Below are 26,757 nucleotides of genomic sequence, written 5' to 3'. Positions count from 1 at the left end.
TTCAGGTAAGCTGCTCCACAAATTATCTAAGTAAAGGAGTTAACCATGGTAAAAGCACAAACCGTTATTCAACGCTTTGAAGAATTTTGTCCGCAATGGCTCTCAATGGAGGGCGATATCTCTGGTCTGCAGGTGGGGAGTCTGGACAAGGAAATAAAAAATGTGATGGTGACCTTAGATATTCGCCCCCAAGTGGTGGCTGAGGCGATTGAAAAAGAAGTTGACTTGATTATCACCAAACATGCGCCACTGTTTCGACCGGTTCAGATGATCACCGATCAAGATGTGCAGACAAAAATGACGATGGATTTAATCCGCCATGATATTGCCGTCTATGTCGCCCATACAAATATGGATATTGTTGATGGGGGCTTAAATGATTGGTTTATGGAAGCTTTAGCTGTACCTGTGACGGGTTATCTTTCTGAAACCCACCGTTTTCCGATGATGAAACTGGCGGTTTTTGTTCCGACAGATGGAGCCAAAGCTTTGCGGGAGGTTTTAGGCAAAGCGGGGGCAGGCGTTCAAGGGAATTATCAGCAGGTTAGCTTTTCAACAACTGGTACCGGCCGTTTTACTCCCGTGAAAGGCGCCCAACCGGCAATCGGCAAAATTGACGAAGCCACGACAGTGCAGGAAACTAAAATTGAAGTGAGTTTTCCTGAACCGCTGAAGGAAAAAATTGTGACGGCGCTATTAGCTGCCCATCCTTATGAAGAGGTAGTATATGATATTTATGAATTAAAAAATGCCCCACAAACTTTTGGCATCGGGCGGATTGGCGAATTGCCAAACGCAATTTCAATCGATGACTTTATTGAGCGCAGTAAAAAAGCTTTTGGATTGGCCGAAATCAAAGTGGTGTTTCCGGCTGAGACGAAACAACTGGTCAAAAAAATCGCGATTTGCGGTGGCAGCGGTGGCAATTTTTATAAAGATGCCTTACGGTTAGGAGCGGACGTCTATATCACCGGGGATGTTTATTATCATACAGCCCACGACATGCAAACAGCCGGGCTAACGGTCTTAGATCCCGGCCATTATATTGAAACTTTATGCAAAGAAAAAATTGCCGCTTTATTAAAGAGCTGGCAAATAGAAAATAACTGGGAGCTGGAAGTTTTTCCTTCAGCTGTCAGTACAAATCCTTTTACTTATCGCTAAACAGAATGGAGATTATGAAAATGTACGAAAATTTATTACCAAGATTTTTACGTTATGTCAAAACTGAAACCCGCTCGAATCCTGAGAGCACTACGACTCCTTCAACGCAAACGCAGGTAGCCTTTGCTCAAACTTTAAAACAAGAATTAATTGACTTAGGCATGTCTGATGTCTTTTATAATGAAAAAAATGGTTTTGTGATGGCAACCTTGCCTAGCAATACCGAGAAAGAGGTGCGTTCTATCGGTTTTATTGCCCATATGGACACCGCTGATTTCAATGCTGAAAATGTCAATCCACAAATTATCGAAAATTACGATGGTCAGTCAGTCATTAATTTAGATAAGGCCGGCCGCTACACCTTAAATATTGAAGACTTTCCCAATTTAAAAAATTATGCCGGTCAAACATTGATTACGACAGACGGCTCGACTTTATTAGGCGCCGATGACAAATCGGGGATTGCTGAAATTATGACAGCGATGGAAATTTTGCTTAACAATCCTGACATCAAACACGGCTTAATTAAAGTTGCCTTTGGTCCTGATGAAGAAATCGGTGTCGGTGCGGACAAATTTGATGTAGAGCAATTTGCGGTTGATTTTGCCTATACGATGGATGGCGGCCCAGTTGGTGAATTGGAGTATGAAACTTTTTCAGCAGCTCAAGCCAATATCACAATTCATGGAAAAAATGTCCATCCTGGCACGGCTAAAAATACCATGATTAGTGCTTTGCAATTGGCGATTGATTTTCAAAATAGCTTGCCTCAAGACGAAGTACCGGAAAAAACTGACGGCTATCAAGGCTTTTTCCATTTGATGGCTCTAAACGGCAATGTCGAAGAAGCGAAGATGAGCTATATCATTCGTGACCATGACCACGATAAATTTTTAGCCCGCAAACAAATGATTACCGACATCCAAAATAAATTAAATAGCCGCTTTAATGAAGAGCGGGTCATTGTGGACATGTACGATCAGTATTACAACATGAAGGAAATCATTGAAAAAGATATGAGCATTGTGGAGCTGGCTAAAAACGCTATGCTTGAATTGGCGATTGAGCCGATTATCGAACCAGTGCGGGGTGGAACAGACGGTTCTAAAATTTCTTATATGGGAATTCCAACGCCCAATATTTTTGCCGGTGGTGAAAATATGCACGGCCGATTTGAATTTGTCTCTTTACAGGCGATGGAAAAAGCTGTTGATGTCATTGTTAAAATCGCAGAAAATAACGCAAAATAATTTTTAACTGGCCTGTGGCATAAGTTTTTTTACAGTCAAAATTTCTAAAGACAGTTTTGCACGATAAACTAGCAAAAGAGATTCTGCTGACAGCTTGTGCCCCAGACTTTACTTTTTTTAAAGAGGGTGAAAATAATGCGGATTATGGTTTTTTATAATCAGAGTTCTGGCAGTGATCAAGCGTTGAAAATTGCGGAGAAGTTCGCCCATTACACAAAAGAGCACCATCCCCAGCAGGAGGTTTTTTTACAGGAAATCTCGAAGGACTTAAAGCCGGCAGATTACCCCAAAAAAGCTGAGGCTAAAGAAGTTGATACCTTAGTTTTTATCGGCGGCGATGGCACAATTCGTCATATGGTGCAGGATTTTTCACGCTCAATTGACAAATATAATATCGGGATTATTCCCGGTGGAACGGTCAATAACTTTGCCCGTTCGTTGGAGTTGCCAGTCAATGCTGAGGCAGCTTTTCCAATTATTTTTGAAGGGCATCAGCGCCTTTGCGATTACGGTGTGGTCAATCAAGATGTGATGGTTTCCAGTATGACAGTCGGGATTTTAGCAGATACCGCGGCTTCAATTTCTCAAAAAGATAAGCAAAAGTATGGTAAACTTATTTTTGTCAGAAATTTTATCAAAATGGTGTTAAAAAAGAAACGCTATCGTTTTGAAATTGAGACAGATGAAAAAACTTGGCAGGAATCTTGTCAGCTTTTAGCGGTCACGATGACCAACTCAATTGGCGGCTTTACCCATTTCGACAGCACTGCACGGGTCGATGATGGTCTCTTTCATGTGACGATTTTGCCACGGCTGCATATTTGGCGTTATCTTTTTTATCTACCGAAAATTCTTAGCGGCCGCATTTATCAGCTACCGGATGTCCAGTATTTTCATACCAGCACTTTAAAATTGTCAGGAATGAAAAAAGCTCAGGCTCGGATTGATGGCGACCCGGCTGATTATTTACCGTTAAATATGAAAGTCGAAACGAAAAAATTACAAATATTTGTTCCAGAGTAGGTGACTAGTTGGTTGTATATGGTTATTTGGTGAGTGTCAATGTGCTGTTGTTTTTATTGATGGGCTTCGATAAACAGAAGGCTCGAAAGCATCAATGGCGGGTTCCGGAAAAAACTTTATTGGCTTTAGGAATTATCGGGGCCGGCTTTGGTGGATTGATTGGTCAACAGGTGTTTCATCATAAAACCCGCAAGCCCAAATTCTATGCTGCATTTTTGATTGGTGTGATTGTGGCACTTGTTCTTATTTATATGTTTGATAAATCGTTGGGAGTTTAACATGCAAAAAAATTCTAAAAATCGTTTGATCATGAATATTGCCTTTTTGGTGGTAATTTTCGTGCTCATTATCATTGTCGGGGAAAATTCCTTTAAAGACATCTTTCAACAATTAGCTTCCACTAGTTTATTGACGTTGTTCATTGTAGTGTTACTGGGATTTTTATATCAGCTCTTAGAAGGCAAAGTGGTTCAGCTCATCGCTGATCCCTTCTGTAATGAATTTTCACAAAAAGATGGCTTCTTTTTATCTGGATCGGTGGCTTTTTATCGAGTGATTACCCTAGGCGCTGGCACTCTTGTATCTGAAATCCAATACTATCGGGAAAAAGGCATGAAAATGTCTCAGGGGATTGGCGTAACTGTACTTCACATGATGATGTATAAACTAGCTGTTTTAACCTATGCCGTTTTTGGTCTAGTGTTACAGTTTAGTAGGCTATGGCATGAACGCCCGCAGTATATTGCATTAGTGCTTTTTGGGATTGTCGTCACAGCCATTATTGTCATTGCGCTGGCATTGCTTGCCTCTAGCATCAATTTACAAGTCGGCGTGATGCTTTTTTGTAACAAGGTCTTTAAGAGTCGAAAAATTCGCGATTGGATTGATAATTTAAACCTGCAAATTTTTTCTTTGCGGGAAACCTTTCAAACGATTGTCCAAGATAGAACCAAAATTTTGCGAATTTATTATTGGAGCTTATTCAAATTATTTTTCTGGTATTTAATTCCTTATGCAATTTTATTTCAATTGCATCCAAATCTGAACTTTTTAACCTCGCTATCTTTTATCTCGATGGTGGTGGTGACGGCTGGGGTAATTCCGACACCAGCCGGCGTAGGTTCATTTGAATTCATCTACTTACTACTTTTTAGACCGTTAGTCGGTGAGGTGGACACACTTTCTTCGCTGCTGTTGTATCGTTTTTCAACCTATGTCTTGCCATTTTTAATCGGGCTAGTCTATGTGCTATTGAAAAAGAGACGGCAAATTTCCAGCGAATTGCGGGAAGTTCGCAAAGAAAAAAATAATAGCTAAATCAAAATCAAAAAATAGTTCCTGCGGGAAATTATTTTTTGATTTTTTTGTATTTTTAAGGGTTATTTTTTGACCTTTACTGACCAAATGTGTATAATTATTGTCAGAGAAATGAAAAAGAATTTGCTTTCTCACTAAACAAGAAAAGATCGTTAACTAGTAAAAGAAAAAATTAGTTAAACGGGAGGTACTTATATGAATCCAGAAAAAATGACCAGCACGTTACAAGAGGCGATTGCTGAAGCACAACAAGTGGCTGTTACCCGCCGTCATCAAGAAATTGACATTGCCCATCTATGGAAAATCTTTTTGCAACCCAGTCACTTTGGGCGTAACTTTTATACGGATGCCGGCTTAGATGTCGATGCTTTTGAAAGAGAAGTTGACCGAGCTTTGGATGAATATCCGACAGTTGCTGGCGGTAATGTTCAGTACGGTCAAAATATGAGCCAAAATTTGTTCAGCTTATTAAATGAAGCGGACCAATTAAAAAATAGTTTTGGCGATGAATTTCTGTCCACGGAAATTGTGATTTTAGCTTTAATGAAGTTGAAAAATTATCGCTTAACAGTTTATTTGAAAAAACAAGGCATTACTGAAAAAGAACTGCGTAAGAACATTGAAGATATGCGGGGTGGCGACAAAGTTACCTCAAAAAATCAAGAGGAACAATATCAAGCACTGGAAAAATATGGTGTTGACTTGGTCCAACAAGTCAAAAGCGGCAAGATGGACCCGATTATCGGGAGAGATGAAGAAATTCGCGATGTCATTCGGATTTTAACTCGTAAAACCAAAAATAATCCAGTTTTAATCGGCGAACCCGGTGTCGGTAAAACAGCGATCATTGAAGGCTTAGCCCAACGGATTGTCCGCAAAGATGTCCCAGAAAATTTAAAGGACAAGACAATTTTTTCTTTAGATATGGGCTCTTTGATTGCCGGCGCTAAGTTCCGTGGTGAATTTGAAGAACGATTAAAATCTGTTCTCGCTGAAGTCAAAAAAAGCGATGGCCGCATCATTCTTTTTATCGATGAAATTCACAATATTGTCGGCGCTGGCAAAGCAGAAGGCAGTATGGATGCCGGTAATTTATTAAAACCGATGCTAGCTCGTGGAGAACTTCACACGATTGGGGCAACGACTTTAGATGAATATCGTCAATACATGGAAAAAGATAAAGCCCTCGAACGCCGTTTCCAAAAGGTTTTAGTCAAAGAACCGACTGTTGAAGATACCATTAGTATTTTGCGGGGCTTAAAGGAACGCTTTGAAATCCATCATGGCGTCAACATCCATGATAATGCATTAGTCGCAGCAGCAACTTTATCCGATCGCTACATCACAGATCGTTTTTTACCAGATAAAGCGATTGACTTAGTCGATGAAGCCAGTGCCACCATTCGAGTTGAAATGAATTCCATGCCAACGGAATTGGACCAAGTGACCAGACGTTTAATGCAATTGGAAATTGAAGAAGCTGCATTGAAGAAAGAATCCGATGATGCGTCTAAAAAACGGTTAGGTAATCTGCAAGAGGAATTGGCTGATTTAAGAGAAGAAGCCAATGCCATGAAATTGCAGTGGGAAACTGAAAAAGAAGAAGTTAATTCAGTGTCAAATAAACGGGCTGAAATTGATAAAGCCCGCCATGAACTGGAAGATGCCGAAAATAATTATGATTTAGAACGAGCGGCTGTCTTGCGCCATGGCACTATTCCTGAATTGGAAAAAGAGCTGAAGGCTTTGGAAGCTAAAAATGAAGCCAGCAATTTACGGATGGTTCAAGAGTCTGTCACTGAAAATGAAATCGCCGAAGTGGTTGGCCGTTTGACCGGCATTCCGGTGACAAAATTAGTCGAAGGCGAACGGGAAAAATTGATGAAGCTCAATGATACGCTCCATCAAAGAGTCATTGGACAAGACGAAGCTGTCACAGCTGTCAGTGATGCTGTTTTACGGTCACGGGCCGGCTTGCAGGATCCGAATCGGCCTTTAGGATCATTTTTATTCTTAGGACCAACGGGTGTCGGGAAAACCGAATTAGCTAAAGCTTTGGCCGAAAATTTATTTGATTCAGAAGATCATATGGTGCGCATTGATATGAGTGAATACATGGAAAAACATTCCGTTTCACGACTTGTTGGAGCGCCTCCAGGTTATATCGGTTTTGAAGAAGGCGGCCAGCTGACAGAAGCTGTGCGCCGGAATCCTTATACGATTGTCCTTCTAGATGAAATTGAAAAAGCTCATCCAGATGTCTTTAATATTTTACTGCAAGTCTTAGACGACGGCCGCTTAACCGATTCAAAAGGCCGCGTAGTCGATTTTAAAAATACAGTGATGATTATGACCAGTAATATCGGTTCGCAGCTGTTATTAGAAGGTGTGACCGAAGACGGCAGCATTCCAGAAACTGTCGAGGATGCGGTGATGACCATGCTGAAGGGACACTTCAAACCCGAATTTTTAAATCGGATTGACGACACTATTTTATTCACACCACTAAGTTTAGATAATGTGAAGGGGATTGTTGTGAAAATTGTTGAACAATTGGCCCGCCGCTTAGAACATCAAGAAATTTACTTAACCATTTCTGATGAAGCTAAAACTTGGATTGCTGACAACGCCTATGAGCCGGCTTTTGGTGCGCGACCTTTACGCCGCTTTATTACAAAAGAAGTGGAAACACCTTTGGCAAAAGAAATTATTGCCGGTCGTGTCCTACCAAAAACTAAAGTGACGATTAGCTTACTAGCCGATCAACTGGTTTTTGAAAACGAAGCAGTGGTAGAAGAAGTTGTGGAAGCTTAAGCTTAATTAAAATAGCAGCTTAATAAAATTGATAATCACAAAAACGAAAACGCATCTGAAGAGGCAGTGATTAACTGCCTTCTCGGATGCGTTTTTTGTTTAATGGGTGAAGCCTTGTTTTTTAATTTCAGTTTTTTCGTGAAAAACTAAATGAGCCTTTTTCAAATCAGCGATGGCATCTTTAAAGTCCTGCATAAATTCATGGGCCATATTCATGCCAAAATCGGCCCGCACGACAATTCGTTGAATCACTGTTTGATCTAGCCCTTTTGGCAGAGGATAGGTCGGCACCTGCCAGCCCTTCATTAATAGGCGATCGGATAAATCGTAAAGCGTCCATTCTCGGGCATCATCTGATTTCAAGTTATAACAAACTAATGGTAATTGGCTGCCATCGTTGATAATTTTAAAATCGGCTAATTGGCTGATTTCTTTACTTAAAAAGATGGCGACGTCATGGGTGTGTTGTTGAATTTCTTGGTAGCCAGCAAAACCTAAGCGGACAAAATTATAATATTGTCCGATAACCTGCGATGCGCTATGGGAAAAATTAATCGACATCGTGGGAATTTCGCCACCGAGATAGCTGACTTTAAAAATTAATTCCTCCGGCAGATATTGTTGATCCCGCCATAGGACCCAGCCAACACCTGGATAAACTAACCCATATTTGTGACCAGAAGCGTTGATGGAAACGACATTTTTTAAACGGAAATCCCAAACCAAATCTTTTTCAACAAATGGGGCATAAAATCCGCCAGAGGCAGCATCGACATGGATGGAAAGTGTTCTGTGATGTTCTTGATTGTATGTTTCAACGAGATTGTCTAAAGTCTTTAAGTCATCATATTGACCGGTGTAGGTTATACCCATGATGCCGACAATGCCGATGGTGTAATCATCGACATAATTCATCACAGTCTCCATATTCAAGGACAAATGTTGCGAATCAATCGGTACCGCCCGCAGCTCAATGTCCCAATAGACACAAAATTTTTCCCAGCAGACTTGATAGCCAGCAGAAATCACTAGATTCGGCCGTTTTTGATAAATATCCAAGCCGTTTTCGGCGGCTTCTTTGCGCCAGCGAAATTTTAATGCCATGCCCGCTAACATACAAGCTTCTGATGAACCAATCGTAGAGGTCCCGATAAATTTTTCACTTTGATTGACCTGCCAAAGTTCGGCAATCATATTGACACAGCGATTTTCCAATTCAGCAGTGCGGGGATATTCTGATTTATCAATTAAGTTTTTATCTAGCGTTTCACTCATCAAAGCAACCGCTTCTGTTTCCATATAAGTTTGACAAAAAGTCGCCAAATTTAAGCGGGAATTACCCTCGTCTAATAATTCATCTTTGACTAAACGATAGGCCGCCTGAGAATCCAAACCCGTGTCGGCTAATTTATATTTAGGCAAATCATGATTTTCTGCGGCTTCTGCAAAAATCGGCTCTAAAAAATCCGCCTCTTCACGATCGTCTTTTCCATAAAGCATTGGCATAATCATTCCTCCAATTTCTGATTTTTCTTTTATTATACCTGTTTTCACTTTTTTCTTCCGCTTTGAAACGGATTGCTACGGTCTTTTTTTGATTGGGAGTATAATTTTAAGAGAGGTGAAGGACATGAAAATTTTGACAGACGTTATTTATGATGAAAAAAATCAATTGAAGATGGATATTTACCAACCAGATAAAAGCAATGGAGCCGCGCTGATTGATATTCACGGTGGGGGCTGGTTCCAAGGAGATAAAGCGAAGGATCAAGATTGGGCGCAAATTTGGGCGGCCAAAGGGTATCTCGTGTTAGTGCCGAATTATCGGCTTGCTCCGGAATTTTTATATCCCACGGCCTTAGATGATGTGAAAAATGTTTATCATTGGTTAAAGAAAAGTGATTATTTAGAAAAGGATAAGATTGGCGTGTATGGTTCTTCCGCTGGTGGTAATTTGGCAATTGAATTATCCTTGGCATTTGGTTTGCCGGCTGTTTCTTTATCAGGGATTATCCAAATAGAAGATTGGCTAGCTGCTCATCAAGACGTGACACCACAACCAAAAGCGGCGCAAGTTAACAATCCCAATCTTGCTAGTAACTTAATCGACCAAGACGGTGGCGATGATCGTTTTTATAAATGGTTTGTTTTAAATTATGCCGGTAATCAAGCGGAAAAAATTAAAGATATGTCGCCGCTTAATCGTGTTTCTGCAACAGCTGGTCCAATGTTTATTGCCAACTCATTGAATGAATTGGTACCAAATGAAGGCGTCTGGCTCTTAGAAGCCGTCTTAGCAGAAGTTGGCGTGCCTGTCATGACTAAATTCATTATCGGCTCGGCTCATGCTAAAGGCTACTTAACAGAGGCGCAACCTTATGCAGAACTATTCTTCAAACAATATTTACTCAAAGACTAAATAAAAAAACTCAAGTCACTTTTCTTTTCAGGAAGCTTTTTGTAGCAGCAACTTTTGAAAGGAAAAATGAACTTGAGTTTTTTTAAAAGGTTAACTGATCGATTCGGTCAAAGGCCTCCCGCAAAACTTCTAAATTTTGCGTAGCGGCTAGGCGAACGTGTTGATCGCCGGTAGTTTCCCCGAAGGCCTTACCGGGAATGACTAAAACTTTGGTTTCTTTTAAAAGTTTTTCCGTGAAGGCGACAGAATCCAAACCAGTTTTTGCGATATTGATATAAGCATAGATGGAGCCTTTAATCGGTCGCAGAGATAAAAAAGGATTTTCAGCAACGCGTTTTTCAATATATTCTAAGCGTTCTTGAAAAACATTGGTAACTTGCGGAACTAATTCAGCGTAATGCTCTAATCCGTAAATGCCTGCCCGTTGAGAAAGAGTCGGGGCAGAGTAGGCTACGCTTTCGTTAATCATTTTGGCAACTTCATTAATATCAGCGGGGCCAATCATATAACCCAAACGCCAACCCGTCATGGCAAAAGCTTTAGAAAAACTGCCAAAAGTAATTGTGTTTTCCGGGGCAAAGCTGGCCATCGGCATAAAATCTTCGTAATAGGTGAAGGCTTCATAGACTTCATCGGATAAAATCAAAAGATCATGTTTAATGGCTAGGTCGGCTATCGCCTGAAAAGCTTCCTTTGAAAAAACTGCCCCAGTTGGATTATTCGGCGAGTTCAATAAAATCGCTTTGGTTTTTGGTGTGATAGCAGCCTCTAACAAGCTAACATCTAATTGGAAGTCATCTTTTTCATAGGTTGGTACAAAAACTGGGACACCACCAGCAAAGATGACTTGATCTTTGTAAGGAGAGAAGTAGGGTTCATGGATGATTACTTCATCACCGGGATCAAGGATAGCTTGAAAAGCTAGATAGATGCCATGAAGAGCGCCCACTGTTGCCCAAATCTGATTCAACTCAAAAGCTAAGCCATATTGCGTCTGGTAAAATTTTTGAATAGCAGCCAATAATTCTTGGCTGCCTTCTGAGGCCGTGTATTTTGTGTGACCCGCTTTAGCGGCAGTCATGGCTGCATCAATAATTTTCTCATCAGTGATTAAATCGGGATCACCGATGGAAAGATTAATTAAGTTGTCTGTATGACTGGCTAGAGCACCAATCTCCATTAAAATATTTTCCTTTGGAGCATGAAATCTTTTGGCGATTTTTGATGTTTTCATTTTCAATTTCCCTTCACGATAAAAAATAAAAGTGGCTGTGACACAAGCCTTTAACAAAAGTTTCATCCGAATCAAATTGTTTTTGGAATTCAGTGGACTAGCTAACAGAATGTTTCTGCACTTTAGCCAGCCACCTACTGAATCCTTATGACAATTACACAATATTTACTGTCTCTTTCAATATTGTTCGGAATTAATTCTGTAGTAACTTGTGTCACGGACACTTTTAGTTTAGCTAAAATGACTTAGAGGACTTTTGCCAGAAAATCTTGGGTCCGGGGATTTTGCGGATTGCCAAAGACTTCTTCTGGGGTGCCTTCCTCTTGAATAATGCCGGCATCCATAAAGATTACCCGGTCAGCTACTTGGCGGGCAAAGCCCATTTCATGAGTAACGACCACCATGGTCATACCGTCATTAGCCAGACTTTGCATAACGGATAATACTTCACCGACCATTTCTGGATCAAGGGCCGAAGTCGGCTCATCAAAAAGCATCACATCTGGATTCATCGCTAAAGCACGGGCGATGGCCACCCGTTGTTGTTGTCCACCGGATAAGCTAGAGGGATAGACTTCAGCTTTATCACTTAAGCCAACCCGTTCAAGTAAAGCCAGCGCCGTTTTCTTAGCCGCTTCAGCATCTTCTTTTTTAACTTTAATTGGACTAATCGTCAAATTCTCTAAAACAGTTTTATGGGGAAAGAGGTTAAAGCTTTGAAAGACCATCCCCATTTTTTGGCGAAGGGCATCAATGTTGACGCCTTTTTCTAAGATATTTTGACCTTCAAATTCAATCTTACCTTTGGTTGGCATTTCTAATAAATTCATGCACCGCAGGAAGGTGGATTTTCCGCTACCGGAAGGGCCAATAATCACGACCACTTCACCAGCTTCAACATTTAAATCAATGCCCTTTAAGACTTCATTGTCACCAAAGGTTTTGTGTAAGTCAGTTATATTAATCACTAGTTTTCATTCTCCTTTCAGCAACACCTAATAAACGAGACAAGGCGAAGGTTAAGACGAAGTAAATTAAGGAAACAATCACGTAAGGCATGAAGGCCCGGAAGCTGGCTCCTTGAACCACGCCAGTTTGGAACATTAATTCCGCCACACCAATTACCGATACGACAGAAGATTCTTTAATAACAGTGACAAATTCATTTCCCAATGCCGGCAAGATATTTTTAATTGCCTGCGGGAAGACGATGTAGCGCATCGCCTGTGTTTGATTCATTCCTAGTGAACGAGCGGCTTCCATTTGGCCTTTGTTGACAGCGCCAATCCCAGCCCGAATAATTTCTGCAACATAAGCGGCACTATTTAATGATAGGGCGATACAGCCAGCCACTAGATTGGAAACATTGAGATTTAACATCGTGGTTCCGAAATAAACGATAAAAATTTGCACCAATAGCGGTGTCCCTCTAACATATTCAATGTAGATAATCGCTAAAGCCCGCAAAATTTTATATTTCGAAAGTTTCATCAAAGCAAAGACGCTACCTAAGACAGCCCCGAATAACACACCAACAAAGGCTAATAGTAAAGTATAACCAGTCCCGGAAATAAAGTAAGGCATGTATTTTTCAAAGAAGCTGGTGTCATCTTGAAACATCAATTCATTGGCTTCTTCTTGATATTCAGCTAATAAATCAGAGTTAGTAATTTCACTAATAGAGTCATTGATAGCCGCTAAAAATTGTGGTGAATTTTTATTGACAGCTACAGCGGTTTGTTTGGTACCGTTAACGAAGGTTACATCATCGGCGATTGTCAATGTTGTATTTTGTTGCACGTAAGCATCAGCAACTGGTCCTTCTAAAACAACCGCATCAACTTTACCAGTGGTTAAGTTGGTGATTAAATCTGGCACTTTTTGTAATGAAGTTAAAACAGAGCCAGTCAATTCCGTTTGTGCCAATTCTTCTTGCGTCGTTTGCTTTTGCACGCCAACCGGAACGCCATCAAAGTCGGCAGTGGAAGTATAGTTATCTTTGTCAGCAGCTCTCACAACCACTTTTTGAGTCACCGTCATATAAGGATCAGAAAAATCAACTTGTTCTTCCCGTTCCGGTGTTGGAGACATGCCGGAGATAATCATGTCAATCTTATTTGTCGTTAGTGCTCCTAAAAGAGCATCAAAACCTAGCTCTTGAATTTCTAGCTCAACACCTAAACTATCCGCAATATGCTGAGCAATTGAAATATCAAAGCCCACGATGGTATCTTTACCATCGACAGTTGCGTGAAATTCATAAGGCGCATAGTCAGCTGACAAGCCGACAATTAATTTGCCGCTAGAAATCACCTTTTCATATGCTGCATCCGTATCAGCAGTTGTGGCAACTGAGGTATCTGATCCAGAAGTTGAAGTTGCCTGGACTGCTGCTGGTAAAAATGAACCGGCAACTGCTAGCAAGGCAATCAGTGAAAACAGCCAATTTTTCCATTTTTTCATTCAATAATCGCTCCCTTTTACAAAATAAAATGAATAATAATTGCATAAAAATTCATTTGTGTTTTTCTGTGAATTATAATATCATAAAATCTGTTAAAGTCAAAGGGCAAAAAGGACTTTTCAGAAATTTTTTTTGGAAAAACCTTTTTAAAGGCGCTTTTTTTGTTTCGTTCAAAACTAATAAAGATTTATTTTATTTCAGTAAACAAGGAGAAGAATATGAATCAACCACTTATTGTCAGAGGCGCTCCACAGGAATATGAATGTCATGAAGGAGCGTGGCAGCAGCTTTCGGCGCATTTAGAACGGCGCCAGTTAAAAAAAGTTTTAGTCCTTCACGGTAAAAAATCTTGGCAGGCTGTTCAAAATTTTTTGCCCGACCTGACTGATTTTTCAGTTCATTATGAATATTATGGCGGTGAGTGTACGGACGCCCTTGCCCAAGTATTTGTGGACATGATCAAAAAGGAACATTTTGAAGTGGTGGTGGCAATCGGCGGTGGCAAAGTTTTAGACACTGGCAAACTGGCCTCCATTAGAGCACAGGTTCCCGTTTTTTGTCTGCCGACCTTAGCCGCAACCTGTGCCGCCTATGCAGCTTTAAGTGTGGTCTATAATGAAGACGGCTCAATGGATCGTTATGATATTTTTCCCGTTAGTAACGCCTTAGTTTTAATTGAACCCCGGGTAATTTTAGAATCACCAATTGAATTGATGGTGGCGGGAATTGGTGACACCTTAGCTAAGTGGTATGAGGGCATTTCCATCATTGAACAGATTGAAGATAAACCGATTGAAATAATCGTAGCAGAATTTGCCGCTAAGCAATGCCAAGTTGTTTTACTAAGAGACAGTCAAGCGGCCTTAGCGGCGATGGAAAAAAATGAACTAAATCAGGCCTTCTTAAATGTTGTCGAAACGAATATTTTATTAGCCGGCATGGTGGGGGGCTTTGGCGATGAATATGGTCGCACGGCCGGGGCTCATTCAATTCATGACGCCCTGACCATCTTACCTCAAAGCCACCAACAACTTCACGGCAATAAAGTGGCTTATGGCGTTCTAGTGCAGCTGGTAATGGAAGACAAATGGCAGGAGCTTGAAGAATTGCTTCCTTTTTATACGGAACTGCATTTGCCGAAATCTTTAGCCGCTATGGAAATGACCTTAACTACTGAAGAAATAACAGCAGTGGCTGAGCGGGCGGTTTTGCCTGACGAGACGATTCATATGATGAAAGGGACGATCACAGCAGAAAAAGTCGCAACAGCCATGGAAAAGTTAGAAGAGTATATGGCGGACAAAAAAGTCCCGTAAAAATCACAAAAGATTCAACGGCCTTTATTGGAAGTCGCCTTCTTTTAATGCTAAAATAAATATATAAAAGGAGGGATTTCAAATGGAAGAAAGAATTTTCTTTAACCAAGGTAATGCGCTAACCTCTGATGTGGATTTAAAAGCCTTGTATATCGCTGCTCAAATTGAAAAAGATAGTGGTCGTGATAAAGAACCACTGGTCATTGCTAAAGACAAGCGCAATAACCAATATGTCCTCTTTTTTAAGGAAGATTTTCACGCCCTTAAAAATCCCGAAGACTATGAGTTAGTAGAAGAATTAAATTAAATAGACAGTGTGAACAGAGTCTGTGACAAAAAGTAAAACCAAAATGAGCAAAGGAATGCCAGCGATTTATTAAACTGCTGGCAGGCTGTTACTTATTTTATGGGACACTTTAGTTGCAGCTTTTGTTTGTCTGAAAATAAAAATAGGTGGCTTAATCAAATGGAAATTTCAGTGTATCAAGCGGATGTCTTTACCACAAAAGTGAATCAGGGAAACCCAGCCGGAATTGTTCCTGTGGCAGACAATCTAATAACGGATCAGATGCAAAAAATCGCAGCCGAAATGGGCTTTAATGAGACGGTTTTTATTTTGCCCAGTGAAGAATGTACCGCTGAGTTTCGCTATTTTACACCAGGGCATGAGACGCCTTTATGCGGTCATGCTACAATTGGCGGTGTGAGATACCTTTTAGATGCTGGTTTGATTCAAGAGCAGGCGCTCCTTAAAACTGAAGTCGGTCCAATCGAAATCAAAATAGATGCTGATGCTTTGACGATGGCCCAAAGCCAACCGAAGCAAACACCTTTTCTCTCATCAAAAAAAGAATTGTGCAACATCTTAAACATTAAAGAAGAAGATTTGCTAGAGGATTTGCCGATTGAATATGGCAATACTGGTTCTTGGACTTTGCTAGTTCCTGTGAAAAGTGAGGCCGTCTTAGCAAAAATGGTGCCGCAAACGTTACGTTTTCCAGAAGTTTTAAAGGAAATTCCCCGCAGCTCGATTCATCCATTTACTATTTTAAATCAGGAACAGGGATTATTTAGCGCTCGGCATTTTTCTTCGCCGTATTCTAAAACCATTGAAGATCCGGTGACTGGTACGGCCTCAGGGGTGATGGCAGCCTATAGTCAAAGATATCTCTATCCAGAAAAAAATTCGTTGACAATTTCAATTCAGCAGGGACGTTATTTGAAGCGGCCCGGCCAATTATTGGCAACAGCGACAAAAGAAGCAGGCAAAACTTTTATTGAAATAACTGGAACAGCGGTCATGAATCCTCAAGTGAAAAAAATTATTTTATAAACTATTAAAACTGTTATCAAGTTGGTTAAATTTGATAGCAGTTTTTTTATTGTCAGAAAAAAAAGATAGTGGAGCATTCTTAGATAGTTTAAAATTATATCCAAGCTAGAATTTTTAGAGTTTGACAAGAAAAATTTCAAGTGATATATTTATAACATGTTACAAATATATCACATGGAAGTTGGACTAATAAATGAAAAAGAAAATACGTTTAACTAGTAAAATTTATTCAATCGAGTTTTTAGCAGCAATGTTGTTTTATAGCATTGGTGTCTCATTAAGCACACCAAACACCAATCCAATTTATTTAAAATATCTTGTTATGGGAGTGATGCTAGTCATAATTTCAGCAATTATTCTTTGGATATCTCTGATGAATTCCGAGAAAATGGATGAACGAGCCCGCTACAATCTATCAAAAGCCAGTAATCTGACTATTATTACAGCAATTTCATTTTTCGTCTTATTAGGTGTGAGCCTATTAGCACTTTCTCTTCATATTCAATTAACGGCTGGTATTATGTCGTTTGTTGTAGCTGCTATGTTAGCTTTCCATGCATTGTCCTTTCTCACTTTTGAAAATGTAGGCTTATCCAATGGGAAAAATTGAAACGAAATTAAAGGAATATCGTGAAGAGCGGGGGCTGACTCAAAAAGATTTGGCTGAACAAGTCGGAGTTAGAAGAGAAACTATCGTCCATTTAGAGAAAAATAAGTACAATCCATCTTTAGAACTGGCTTTGGAAATTGCTAAAATTTTTGAAGTGCCAGTCGAAAGTTTATTTCGGTTAAAAGAGGAATCTAAAAAAAGCTGATCTGTTGGGATCAGCTTTTTTTTTCAGAATAGCGAGTGTTATTCTGATAAAACCTATTATCTGTTCAATTTATTTCTAAAAGTTAAAGTAATTCGTTTTCTAAAGACTAAGAGTAAATATATAATTCCGCCAACCAGACCTATTATGCCGATGATTATGAATGATTCCAGCATATTGTCTTTAGTAAATATTTGATTCAGCAGATAAAGCGATACTAAACAACTTATTGTCATTAAGATTGTTGCTCGTAAAACTTTACGATAATAAACCACCTCATATGAGAAGAGTCTTATTTCAAATTGTTTAGCGATGTAACGGTAAACAAATACAAACAGGATTAGAACACTAAAAATTGTTGAAAAAGCTAAACCATATCCAGCAAACAAATAAATGGTTGGTAATTGTAGCAAACATTTTAAAAGTATCGCAAGGCTAACATACTTCATTGCTTGACGATGGAAATTAAGTGCTTGCAAGGTAGCAAGCAAAATAGAAAAGAGGCACAATAAAAAAGTTGCGACGACTGACCAAAAGAGGTATGAACTACCTGCTTCACTGTAACCAAAAAACAAAGTATTTAGCTGAGGCGCTAATAACATCATTCCACATGCTGCTGGAAGAAAAATAGTTACGCCCATTTTAAGTGTATTGGACATTTCTTTTTGAACGGCTGCCTTTTCTTGTAAGATACTCAAGAGTGGAAGGCTAGTCACGGTTATTGAGGAAACTAGCGATAATAAAATTGGGGTCAACTTATTCGGATTTGCTGAACTAATTGTAAAAAGAGTTTGAACAGCTTCAACAGAAAGGGCCGGTTCAAGTAATCTAAGGATTGGCTTCAGGGAAACTTGATCAATTAATTGCAAAATTGAAATGAAAGAGCCGACATAAACGAAGGGGAGTGCGCCCTTAATTATTTCTAGGGAAATTCCCCGCTGATTTTTTAAAGCGTTTAACGGAGAAACAAAAAAATCTCGGAGAATAAACAATTCTTTCCTTCTGCCAACAAATAAAAGATACAAAATCGCGAAAATGCCTCCTACAGCTGAAGCGAGGGTGCTGATAATAACTGCAGCTAAAACGCTTTGTCCTAAAACAACTCGTAAAAAATACGTTCCACAAATAATTACAACTACTCGTACAAATTGTTCAATCACCTGTGAGACACCAAACTCAAAGATTAAATTCATTCCTTGAAAATATCCCCGTAAAGCACTCAGCATAGGTATTAAGATTAATGATAAGCATAAGCTTCTGATAGCGTCAGTTCCTGCAGCCTGATTCGCTACAGGACTGATGAAACTCAAGACTGGTGCGAAAATGAACATTAAAACTGCCGAAAAAATCCCAATCATTTCCATAACTGCTAGAGAATTACGAAATAAATCACGGACTTTAAGGCTGGATGCTTGCTGATTTAGTTCAGCAATCTTTTTGGCAATACCGCTTGGAAAACCAGCAGTTCCTAAAGTTAAAAATAATGCATAAGGTAGATAGGCCACATTATACAAAGCCTGAGCTGTCTGCTGTTCTTGGATACTACCCATGAAAGCTAGCCAAGGAATCAAATAGACGATACCTAAAACTTTAGTGATTATATTAGCAGCTGATAGCCAAAATGTACCTTGAATCATTTTTTTATTCATAATCTGCATCCTTATTTAAGTGATTACTTTTTAGTGAAGATAAAATTAGTTTATCAAAGACGATTACAGATTAAAATCCTACTTAATAGTAGTTGCGGGAATTTAAAATAAACTTGAGAACTTTTTATAGTACTATAATTTGTAAAGTGGGTTTCCATACTACTAAAGAATGTATTGAAAAAAAGTCGGAAAAAATTTCCCGACTTGTCTGATAGTACTTATGCAATTTGCCTACAACTGATTCACTTCAACGCCATAATCCTCGGCCACTTTTTTCAAACTAAAGCCGCGTCCGTGGACTTCACTGGCACTTAAGGTGATAAAGAATGAGTGGTCATCAATTGAAAGGATGCGTTCTTTGACTTTTGGAAAATCCTTTTCACGAATAACAGTCATCAGTAATTTTCCCGGTTGCTGGCTATAGCCGCCTTCAATTGGTATTAAGGTAACCCCTAAATCTAATTCATTTGTAATAACTCTGCGAATTTCTTGATGTTTTTGGGAAATAATCAAAATATTTTTTGAGCGAACCAAGCCAATTTGGATGCCATCGACAACCCGGCCGATAATAAAAAGGGCAATCAACGAGAATAAAACGACATCAGTACTAAATGCTAAAAATGCGGATAAAATCACCAAGCCATCTACAAAAAGAATCGCAATTCCCAGCGAGACTTTTAAATATTTATGCACAATCTGCGAGATAATTGCCGTTCCACCAGTCGAAGCGTTACCGCGGAAGACTAAGCCTAGACCAATACCCGTGATAATGCCACCAAAAAGGGCTGCTAAAAAAATATTGGTGGTCAAAACGGGGACATTACTAGTGATGCCAACAAAAAAAGGATAGAGTAAGCTGCCATAAATCGTCTTCAATCCCGTTTCTTTACCTAATAGGATAAAGCATAAAAATAAAAGGGGAATATTAATAGCATATAAAATAATTGCGGGATTCCAGTTGAAAAGATGATTTAAAACCACACTAATTCCATTAGCGCCACCAGCGACAATCCGATTAGGCAGTAAAATAGAATTAATCGACAAGGCTAAGACGAAGGCCCCCACTGTGACAAATAATGTGTCTTGGACCAATTGTTTTTGAAAAAATTTCTGCAAATGATTTCCTCCTCTAATAAAATTACCAAACTGACTTCATCATAACATGAAGTTTTCCATAAAAAAATCTTTGAAGAGGAGAAATTTCAGATATTTTTGCAAAAGTAAGCTAAATTGTGAAAATTTAGCTTTAGCGGTAAAGTCGTCAGCCATAAAAAAATTAATTGCTATTCACTAATTGTATAACCGGCATCACCTAATATCGAGATAGTCTTGGCTAACTTGTCTTCTTTAATGAGAATATAGTCGGTATTGTAAGTAGAAACGGCAAAGATGCTGATTTTCTGCTCTGCCAAAAGGCTAGCGATTTTTGCCAAGATACCCACTAAACTAAAATCTAAAACACCGACGATTTTTAACGCCCGCCAACCATCTTCTCGATTCACTGTGATAGCTGGAACTTTTTTAGTCGGTAACACGATAGAACGCTCGTCTTCAGTATTTGCAATAAAAAGTGGGCTGATACTAAGATCAAGTCCATTAAAATCAGCTACTTGAATAACTGAAAGGGGCGTCCGTAAAATTTCTAGTTTCATAAAAAAACTCCTTAAAATTTTTTGGTGTGTCTGAAAAGCCAATTATTTCTAGTCTATTGTCACCGATGGATTCTTGATTTGCAAGGGAGAAAATAGTATGTCACGGTAACATAAAAAACCGCCGCTTGATTACTAGCGGCGGTTTCACATTAAGCTTAAAGCTTAGGTCTAAAAATAAAAAATGCGAGACCTAAAATAACGACAACAATTAGTAGATAAAATAGAAAAGTAGCAAAGCCGGATAAAAGTCTTTTCATATGAATCACCTCTATTTAAAAACGACCTGATATCTTTTAAAGTTATTTCTAGTATAGCGCAGAGGGAAGAGTATCAACTGATTGGCAGTAAGTTCATTCTAGATTTACAGTTAAGGCAATTTTTTAATTTTAAATTGCTCAAAATATTCTGGATGATTGTGACTTTTTACTCCGGCAAAAATGGTTAACGCCAAAGCGCCCAAAGTATTGGTAAACAAATCGCCCATTGTATCCATCAAGGCTTCCCGCCCGATAAATGGTGTACCACTGGAGGCATTATAACGCTGCAGGTTCATATTGAAAAATTGATCGCAGAGAAATTCCCAAAATTCCCAGAAAACGCCACAGAGTCCAGCAAAGGCAAAGCCCATAATAATAAAGAGCCAGGGACTGGTTTTAGAAATATCCGCATCTTTTAAAAAGGCTGCGATTAAGCCATACCCCAATACTGTTAAAAGCATAGGACTGACGGCATGGAGCACCTTATCCCAGAAGAAAATTAAAGAAATAACGTGTAAGCCAGTGCCGATAAAAACGGAAATGGTTAAGAAAAACCAGTAAAACAGGACGATAGCCGCTGGAATTTCGATTTTTAATAATTTACGGGCGATATTCGGCAGATAAATTAAGACAATGCCCGCAAGTGATTCAATGACAAAGATGATGCCTTGACTCGTAGAATACTTATTAGTAATCAACTCAAAGATATTATAAGCGACGACAAACAATCCAAAAACAGTTAACGCCAATTGTGCTTGTTTCATTTTTTTTGACATGGGACAACCTTTCTAGCAGTATTCTTGCAGAGCTTGTAAAAGCGCTGCTTCAGAATTAACCACTTGACCATTTAATTTTATTAAACCAATTGTGTAGAGATTTGTATAGTGAAACTGATTTTCAGCGACAGTCTGCAGCGCTTGAATTTTTTGCTGGTTGTCGCTGCCTTGCTGACGGGTATCGGTATATAAGCCTAAAATCGGAATATTTTTTCCATAGGCGACACCGATTTCTGAAGCAACTCCGGCATCGATCGTGATACCATCTAATAGCGCAATCATCAAATCACTTTCTAAAACTTTTTCAGTATCAGCTAAAGCAATCATTTTGCTGTCGGCATAAGCCGATTTATCATTAATTGCCGTATTTTCCTGCGGCAGATAAATAGTGGCATCCGGTTGTTGCTGCCGAATTTTTTCAACAAGTTTTTGATTATAAAGTAAATCACTTTGAGCAAATAATGGGGCTGCAAAGTAAATCTTCATTAATAATTCCTCCATCTAAAAGTAGTCACAGAACCCAGTATGTTTAAAAATAGTCGCTGAAGTAAGCTTCCGTATCTGGTAAAATCCGTTCTAAGGTGTGCAGGGTTTCTTTATCTGTGCTAAGTCGTTCAATTCGAGAAAGATAACTGGCCCGGCGATAATTCATCATCAGGCAAGTCAAGGTTTGGATGTCAAGAACAACTGGCTTGCCAATCGCTTCGTCGGTCACAGTCACCTGATCATTTTCATCCCAAATCAGACCAAAAATGCCTGTATTCCAATCCGCCACAGGATCGCTCACAACAAAATGAAACGGTTTGCCGGTACTATCAAAGGGATACATCTGTAAAAATTCCTTCACATCGACAATGCGGGCCATGAAATAAGGTTCAATCGTTTCTTTAATTTGACTGTCATCCAGAAGAAAAGCCAGTGGTTCATTTTTATAAATATCCCCCAAGACCCAGTCGACCATCGAAAAATGGGCGCTGATAAAATTCCAGAGGCCGTTGCGGGCTTCTAAGTTCAAATAAAACATTTCTTTAATATGAAAAACATCTTCGGCAATCCAATAAAATAAAACACCTAGAGGTTCTTGATTGGCGCCATAATAAACGGCGGCCGTTCGTTCCTCTTCATTTTCAAAACGCCAGTATTCTTCCCAGTGAAACTCACTGCGAATCAAGGCGCCATGATTTTGTCTGGCAAAGCGGGCATAGACAGTGAAAACATCTGGGTCATAAACCTCTTTGCGCTCCACCATACCGGGAACCTCAACAGCTTTTGGTAGCTGGACATCTTTAATTTTAAAACTTAATTTGTCCGACATAATTTCCCAGCCCTTGCGGCGATAATAAGGAATGCTATAGGGATATAAATAGGAAATCCATTGTTTTTCTTTGCGCATGTTTCCTAGTGCAATGCGGATTAAATCTTGCATCAAGCCATGATTGGCATATTCAGGGTATGTGCCGACACCTGTTACTCCACCCATTTGATATAAGGTTCCATGAATATTTACTTCACAGGGATAAATTGCAATTTGTGAAATTAATTTATCTTGATAAAACCAGCCAAACACCTCTGATAATTCTAAAATCGGCTGTTTTGATTTAATCAGCTCCCGTTTATTGGAAAAACCGCTCTCTTCTAAATCAGATTCCGTAAATTGAAAGACATAACTCAATAACTCATTGAATTGAGCAACATGCTCTTCACCAACCGGCTTCAAAACTAAATTTTCGCGAAAATCTTGTTCCGCCATATTTTCAACTCCATTTCTAATGGATTAAGTATAGCAAAACTTTACAGCCTTGTCTTTTTTGGCGATGATGTGTTTTAAATGTCGTTTATTACATTTTTTTTACATTTTATGAATATTAAGTTTGTTTTAAGGAAAATAATTTATACTTATACATAATAAAAAGAATGGGGTAGTTGAGTGAATAAAAAATATTTATTGGGATTCGCAGCTGTTATTGGATTTATCGCTGTGGTTATCATTGTAGCCAATCTAACCGCCACTGATCCCCTTGAAGAAGAGGCAATGGCAGATACCACCACAACATCTACAACATCATCGACAGAGGAAATAATTGAAATTACTTCTGGGACAGCAGAATTAACCGAGACGCAAACGGCAGAAATTTTGACTAGCGCCGCTATCGAAAATGTCCCATTGATAAATCAACTGGATTCGCCCCGTCTGCGAAATGGTTGCGAGGTCACCTCGTTAGCAATGATGTTGAATTATTATAATATTGAGGTATCTAAAAATGAACTAGCTGATGCGCTGCCGTCAGTTGCCTATCAAGATGAAGAGGGTTATTATGGTGATCCTAATGAAGGCTTTGTCGGCGATATTACCGGCGATATCGGAGCGGGCTATTTTGTTTATCACGAGCCAATTTTCAATCTGGCCCAAAATTATTTGACGGAAGATTTAACCGCTATTGATTTTACAGGTAGTGATTTTTCTAAAGTTCAATACTTTTTGTCGACGGGCAGCCCAGTCTGGGCCATCACCACGACGAATTATGCCGCTACTAATGATTTGGAAACATGGGAAACCGTCAATGGCCCCGTTGAAATTTCTATGAGTGAGCATTGTGTGGTTCTAATTGGTTATGATGAAGAATATGTTTATTTGAATGACCCTTACGGCAATGAAAACTATCAAACCAGCTTGACTGACTTTGTTGCTTCATGGGAACAATTTGGTTCACAGGCGATTGCGATTACCGAAGCTTAATCTATCTACTGACACTAATTTGACTAGTGTCAGTTTTTTTATGGGGATTTTATAGCGATTATTCCCCAAGAAATGTTAAAAACTCTTTTCAAGTAGGACTTCCGTTGTTATAATCGTAAGTGCTGATTGTTAGGAAAGTAGGAAAACACATGAATATAAATGAAATGAAAGAACGGCAGAAAAAAATCCGCAATTTTTCGATTATTGCCCATATCGATCACGGGAAATCAACGTTAGCGGATCGAATCTTAGAAAAAACCCACACCGTATCTTCTCGGGAAATGCAAGACCAGCTATTGGATTCCATGGATTTGGAAAGAGAGCGGGGCATCACGATTAAATTAAATGCCGTCGAATTAAATTACACAGCAGAAGACGGCGAAACCTATATTTTTCATTTAATCGACACTCCCGGACATGTCGATTTTACTTATGAAGTTTCCCGCAGCTTAGCAGCCTGCGAAGGCGCCGTCTTAGTAGTTGACGCAGCTCAAGGGATTGAAGCTCAAACATTAGCCAATGTGTATCTAGCCTTGGATAATGATTTAGAAATTTTACCAGTCATCAATAAAATTGATTTACCGGCAGCCGATCCAGAACGGGTACGCAAAGAAATTGAAGATGTGATTGGCATCGATGCCAGCGAAGCCGTTTTAGCCAGCGCTAAAGCCGGCATCGGTATTGAAGAAATTTTAGAACAAGTCGTCCAATTAGTGCCAGAACCTGCTGGTGATTTGGAAGCGCCTTTAAAGGCTTTAATTTTTGATTCGGTTTATGATGCCTATCGCGGCGTTGTCTTAAACGTCCGCATTACAGATGGAGTGGTCAAACCCGGTGATAGAATCCAATTGATGAGTAACGGCAAAACTTTTGAAGTGACTGAAGTTGGCGTGTTCTCACCAAAAGCTGTTAATCGAGATTTTCTAATGGTGGGAGATGTAGGTTACATCACCGCTAGCATTAAAACCGTTCAGGATACTCGTGTGGGGGATACCGTGACTTTGGCCAGCAACCCGGCCAAAGAAGCCTTGCCTGGCTATCGTAAAATGAATCCGATGGTTTATTGTGGTCTTTATCCAATTGACACTTCCCGCTACAATGATTTACGGGAAGCCCTCGAAAAATTACAACTAAATGATGCAGCTCTACAATTTGAACCAGAAACCTCTCAAGCGCTCGGCTTTGGCTTCCGCTGTGGATTTTTAGGCTTGCTTCATATGGATGTTGTACAAGAAAGATTGGAGCGGGAATTTAATTTAGAATTAATTACGACGGCACCATCCGTAATTTATCATGTGAAAAAGACTGATGGCTCAACAGTCGTTGTTGATAATCCCGCAGAATTTCCAGAACCGGTGACCATCGACAGCGTGGAAGAACCTTATGTCAAAGCCCAAATCATGGTCCCGAATGATTATGTCGGTGCGGTGATGGAATTGTCCCAAAGAAAACGGGGGGAGTTTGTGACGATGGACTACTTAGACGATTATCGCGTAAATGTTGTCTACGAAATTCCACTCTCAGAAATTGTCTTTGATTTCTTTGATAAATTAAAATCCAGCACCAAAGGCTATGCCTCATTAGATTACGAAATGGCTGGCTATCGTCCTAGCAAACTAGTCAAGATGGATATTTTATTAAATACAGAAAAAGTTGATGCGTTAAGCTTTATCGTCCATCGAGAATTTGCCTATGAACGGGGCAAAGCAATTGTCGAAAAATTAAAGAAACTGATTCCGCGTCAGCAATTTGAGGTACCAATTCAAGCGGCCATCGGCCAAAAAATTGTCGCTCGGTCTGATATCAAAGCCCTGCGGAAAAATGTCTTAGCCAAATGTTACGGCGGGGACGTTTCCCGTAAACGCAAGCTTTTAGAGAAACAAAAAGAAGGTAAAAAGCGGATGAAACAAATTGGCTCTGTCGAAGTCCCACAGGAAGCCTTCATGGCTGTACTGAAAATGGATGAGGATGATAATCCGAAGAAATAGGTATTTGTTTGAACATACAAATTGAATTTAATTAGTTTGCATAAGATTTGCCTACCGTTTGCCGACGTTAAGATTGGCTGTGGTAGGCACATTATTTTTATTCAGAGAATTTGGAAAGTAATTTATTTTGGATCAAAAAAATTTGATAAATAAAGATTAGTTTTCTGTAGTCAACGGGAGCAAGCTTATCAAACGAGCTTGCTTTTTTTATTTCGAGTAAAGCTGGGAGCGGTCAGTAGAAATCTCCTTGCCTTTTTGTAAAATGGAAAGGGAATAATGGAGTGTAAAGGCAATTAGGGTGAGTTGTTTAGAGGGGACTGGCTGAAAATAGTGAAGTTATACGATAGATAGCTTCATTGTGAAATAAATTTTACATTTGTTGTTTTAGTGTATTTTTATTAAACGAAATTGCCAAGTTCAATCGATTTCGTGAGTGAATTAACTTACGATTTGGTGGATTCATAGCCAATCTATCTCACATTATTCCGAGTAAAAAATTATATCTATATTTTCTCACTATATTTTATTTTTAAGAACCACTTTTTCAAAATG

General features: G+C 39.4%; 24 protein-coding genes. 14 read left to right on the top strand and 10 right to left on the bottom strand.

Annotated features, from left to right (window positions below; translation table 11 throughout):
* Window positions 1-45 precede the first annotated feature (45 nt).
* The 6 genes from AC1Z3S_RS06510 to clpB all read left to right on the top strand — a co-directional run bounded on the left by AC1Z3S_RS06510 (window position 46) and on the right by clpB (window position 7,568).
* Window positions 46-1,164: a Nif3-like dinuclear metal center hexameric protein gene (locus tag AC1Z3S_RS06510; protein WP_461739679.1), complete on the top strand. Its 1,119-nt coding sequence runs from the start codon at window positions 46-48 to the stop codon at window positions 1,162-1,164.
* A 20-nt stretch (window positions 1,165-1,184) separates the two neighbouring features.
* Window positions 1,185-2,414, top strand: coding sequence for a peptidase T (gene pepT, locus AC1Z3S_RS06505; RefSeq protein WP_461739678.1), 1,230 nt, complete (start codon window positions 1,185-1,187; stop codon window positions 2,412-2,414).
* Window positions 2,415-2,549: 135 nt separating this feature from the next.
* Entirely contained in the window at window positions 2,550-3,437 is an 888-nt protein-coding gene (locus AC1Z3S_RS06500; protein ID WP_461739677.1) for a diacylglycerol/lipid kinase family protein, read from the top strand.
* A gap of 8 nt (window positions 3,438-3,445) precedes the next feature.
* A complete protein-coding gene (locus AC1Z3S_RS06495) occupies window positions 3,446-3,715 on the top strand; it encodes a DUF1294 domain-containing protein (protein WP_461739676.1) in 270 nt (89 codons plus the stop codon).
* A 1-nt stretch (window position 3,716) separates the two neighbouring features.
* Window positions 3,717-4,754: a lysylphosphatidylglycerol synthase transmembrane domain-containing protein gene (locus AC1Z3S_RS06490; protein ID WP_461739675.1), complete on the top strand. Its 1,038-nt coding sequence runs from the start codon at window positions 3,717-3,719 to the stop codon at window positions 4,752-4,754.
* A 195-nt stretch (window positions 4,755-4,949) separates the two neighbouring features.
* Window positions 4,950-7,568, top strand: a complete 2,619-nt coding sequence (clpB, locus tag AC1Z3S_RS06485) for an ATP-dependent chaperone ClpB (protein ID WP_461739674.1) — start codon at window positions 4,950-4,952, stop codon at window positions 7,566-7,568.
* 99 nt (window positions 7,569-7,667) lie between these two features.
* Here the strand turns inward: clpB and gad are convergent, their stop codons facing one another.
* On the bottom strand, window positions 7,668-9,068 hold the full coding sequence (gene gad, locus AC1Z3S_RS06480) for a glutamate decarboxylase (protein ID WP_461739972.1): 1,401 nt from the start codon (window positions 9,066-9,068) through the stop codon (window positions 7,668-7,670).
* Window positions 9,069-9,198: 130 nt separating this feature from the next.
* On the opposite strand from gad, the gene AC1Z3S_RS06475 reads away from it, so the two are divergent.
* Window positions 9,199-9,987: an alpha/beta hydrolase gene (locus AC1Z3S_RS06475; RefSeq protein WP_461739673.1), complete on the top strand. Its 789-nt coding sequence runs from the start codon at window positions 9,199-9,201 to the stop codon at window positions 9,985-9,987.
* 82 nt (window positions 9,988-10,069) lie between these two features.
* Here the strand turns inward: AC1Z3S_RS06475 and AC1Z3S_RS06470 are convergent, their stop codons facing one another.
* From AC1Z3S_RS06470 to AC1Z3S_RS06460, 3 genes are all read right to left on the bottom strand, one after another.
* Window positions 10,070-11,221, bottom strand: a complete 1,152-nt coding sequence (locus tag AC1Z3S_RS06470; RefSeq protein ID WP_461739672.1) for a pyridoxal phosphate-dependent aminotransferase — start codon at window positions 11,219-11,221, stop codon at window positions 10,070-10,072.
* Between the two features lie 245 nt (window positions 11,222-11,466).
* On the bottom strand, window positions 11,467-12,189 hold the full coding sequence (locus AC1Z3S_RS06465; RefSeq protein WP_461737621.1) for an amino acid ABC transporter ATP-binding protein: 723 nt from the start codon (window positions 12,187-12,189) through the stop codon (window positions 11,467-11,469).
* Entirely contained in the window at window positions 12,182-13,684 is a 1,503-nt protein-coding gene (locus AC1Z3S_RS06460; protein WP_461739671.1) for an ABC transporter substrate-binding protein/permease, read from the bottom strand. The genes AC1Z3S_RS06465 and AC1Z3S_RS06460 overlap by 8 nt, the downstream gene beginning before the upstream one ends.
* Before the next feature lie 219 nt (window positions 13,685-13,903).
* Between AC1Z3S_RS06460 and AC1Z3S_RS06455 the strand changes: the two genes are divergently transcribed.
* From AC1Z3S_RS06455 to AC1Z3S_RS06435, 5 genes are all read left to right on the top strand, one after another.
* Window positions 13,904-15,001 carry an iron-containing alcohol dehydrogenase family protein gene (locus AC1Z3S_RS06455; RefSeq protein ID WP_461739670.1) on the top strand — a complete coding sequence of 366 codons (1,098 nt, stop codon included), beginning with the start codon at window positions 13,904-13,906 and terminating at the stop codon, window positions 14,999-15,001.
* Window positions 15,002-15,083: 82 nt separating this feature from the next.
* A complete protein-coding gene (locus AC1Z3S_RS06450) occupies window positions 15,084-15,308 on the top strand; it encodes a hypothetical protein (protein WP_461739669.1) in 225 nt (74 codons plus the stop codon).
* 159 nt (window positions 15,309-15,467) lie between these two features.
* Window positions 15,468-16,334, top strand: coding sequence for a PhzF family phenazine biosynthesis protein (locus AC1Z3S_RS06445; protein ID WP_461739668.1), 867 nt, complete (start codon window positions 15,468-15,470; stop codon window positions 16,332-16,334).
* A 193-nt stretch (window positions 16,335-16,527) separates the two neighbouring features.
* Complete coding sequence (locus tag AC1Z3S_RS06440) at window positions 16,528-16,944, top strand: DUF2178 domain-containing protein (RefSeq protein WP_461739667.1); 417 nt, start codon at window positions 16,528-16,530, stop codon at window positions 16,942-16,944.
* Window positions 16,931-17,149: a helix-turn-helix transcriptional regulator gene (locus tag AC1Z3S_RS06435; protein ID WP_461739666.1), complete on the top strand. Its 219-nt coding sequence runs from the start codon at window positions 16,931-16,933 to the stop codon at window positions 17,147-17,149. The genes AC1Z3S_RS06440 and AC1Z3S_RS06435 overlap by 14 nt, the downstream gene beginning before the upstream one ends.
* Window positions 17,150-17,205: 56 nt before the next feature.
* On the opposite strand, the gene AC1Z3S_RS06430 is transcribed toward AC1Z3S_RS06435, so the two are convergent.
* The 6 genes from AC1Z3S_RS06430 to AC1Z3S_RS06405 form a co-directional block, all read right to left on the bottom strand.
* Window positions 17,206-18,795, bottom strand: coding sequence for an oligosaccharide flippase family protein (locus tag AC1Z3S_RS06430; protein ID WP_461739665.1), 1,590 nt, complete (start codon window positions 18,793-18,795; stop codon window positions 17,206-17,208).
* A 231-nt stretch (window positions 18,796-19,026) separates the two neighbouring features.
* Window positions 19,027-19,911, bottom strand: coding sequence for a YitT family protein (locus tag AC1Z3S_RS06425; protein WP_461739664.1), 885 nt, complete (start codon window positions 19,909-19,911; stop codon window positions 19,027-19,029).
* 167 nt (window positions 19,912-20,078) lie between these two features.
* Window positions 20,079-20,447, bottom strand: a complete 369-nt coding sequence (locus AC1Z3S_RS06420; protein ID WP_461739663.1) for an ACT domain-containing protein — start codon at window positions 20,445-20,447, stop codon at window positions 20,079-20,081.
* 367 nt (window positions 20,448-20,814) lie between these two features.
* A complete protein-coding gene (locus AC1Z3S_RS06415; protein WP_461739662.1) occupies window positions 20,815-21,480 on the bottom strand; it encodes a DUF2238 domain-containing protein in 666 nt (221 codons plus the stop codon).
* A gap of 12 nt (window positions 21,481-21,492) precedes the next feature.
* Window positions 21,493-21,966 (bottom strand): nucleoside 2-deoxyribosyltransferase, encoded by a 474-nt coding sequence (locus AC1Z3S_RS06410; RefSeq protein WP_461739661.1) that lies wholly within the window; start codon window positions 21,964-21,966, stop codon window positions 21,493-21,495.
* Between the two features lie 43 nt (window positions 21,967-22,009).
* Complete coding sequence (locus AC1Z3S_RS06405) at window positions 22,010-23,230, bottom strand: GNAT family N-acetyltransferase (protein ID WP_461739660.1); 1,221 nt, start codon at window positions 23,228-23,230, stop codon at window positions 22,010-22,012.
* A 177-nt stretch (window positions 23,231-23,407) separates the two neighbouring features.
* Between AC1Z3S_RS06405 and AC1Z3S_RS06400 the strand changes: the two genes are divergently transcribed.
* Both AC1Z3S_RS06400 and lepA read left to right on the top strand, forming a co-directional pair.
* A complete protein-coding gene (locus AC1Z3S_RS06400) occupies window positions 23,408-24,217 on the top strand; it encodes a C39 family peptidase (RefSeq protein ID WP_461739659.1) in 810 nt (269 codons plus the stop codon).
* A gap of 149 nt (window positions 24,218-24,366) precedes the next feature.
* Entirely contained in the window at window positions 24,367-26,205 is a 1,839-nt protein-coding gene (lepA, locus tag AC1Z3S_RS06395) for a translation elongation factor 4 (RefSeq protein WP_461739658.1), read from the top strand.
* Window positions 26,206-26,757 lie beyond the last annotated feature (552 nt).

The sequence above is a fragment of the Enterococcus sp. LJL90 genome, assembly GCF_056924355.1.
This window is presented reverse-complemented; position numbering and strand designations above follow the sequence as displayed.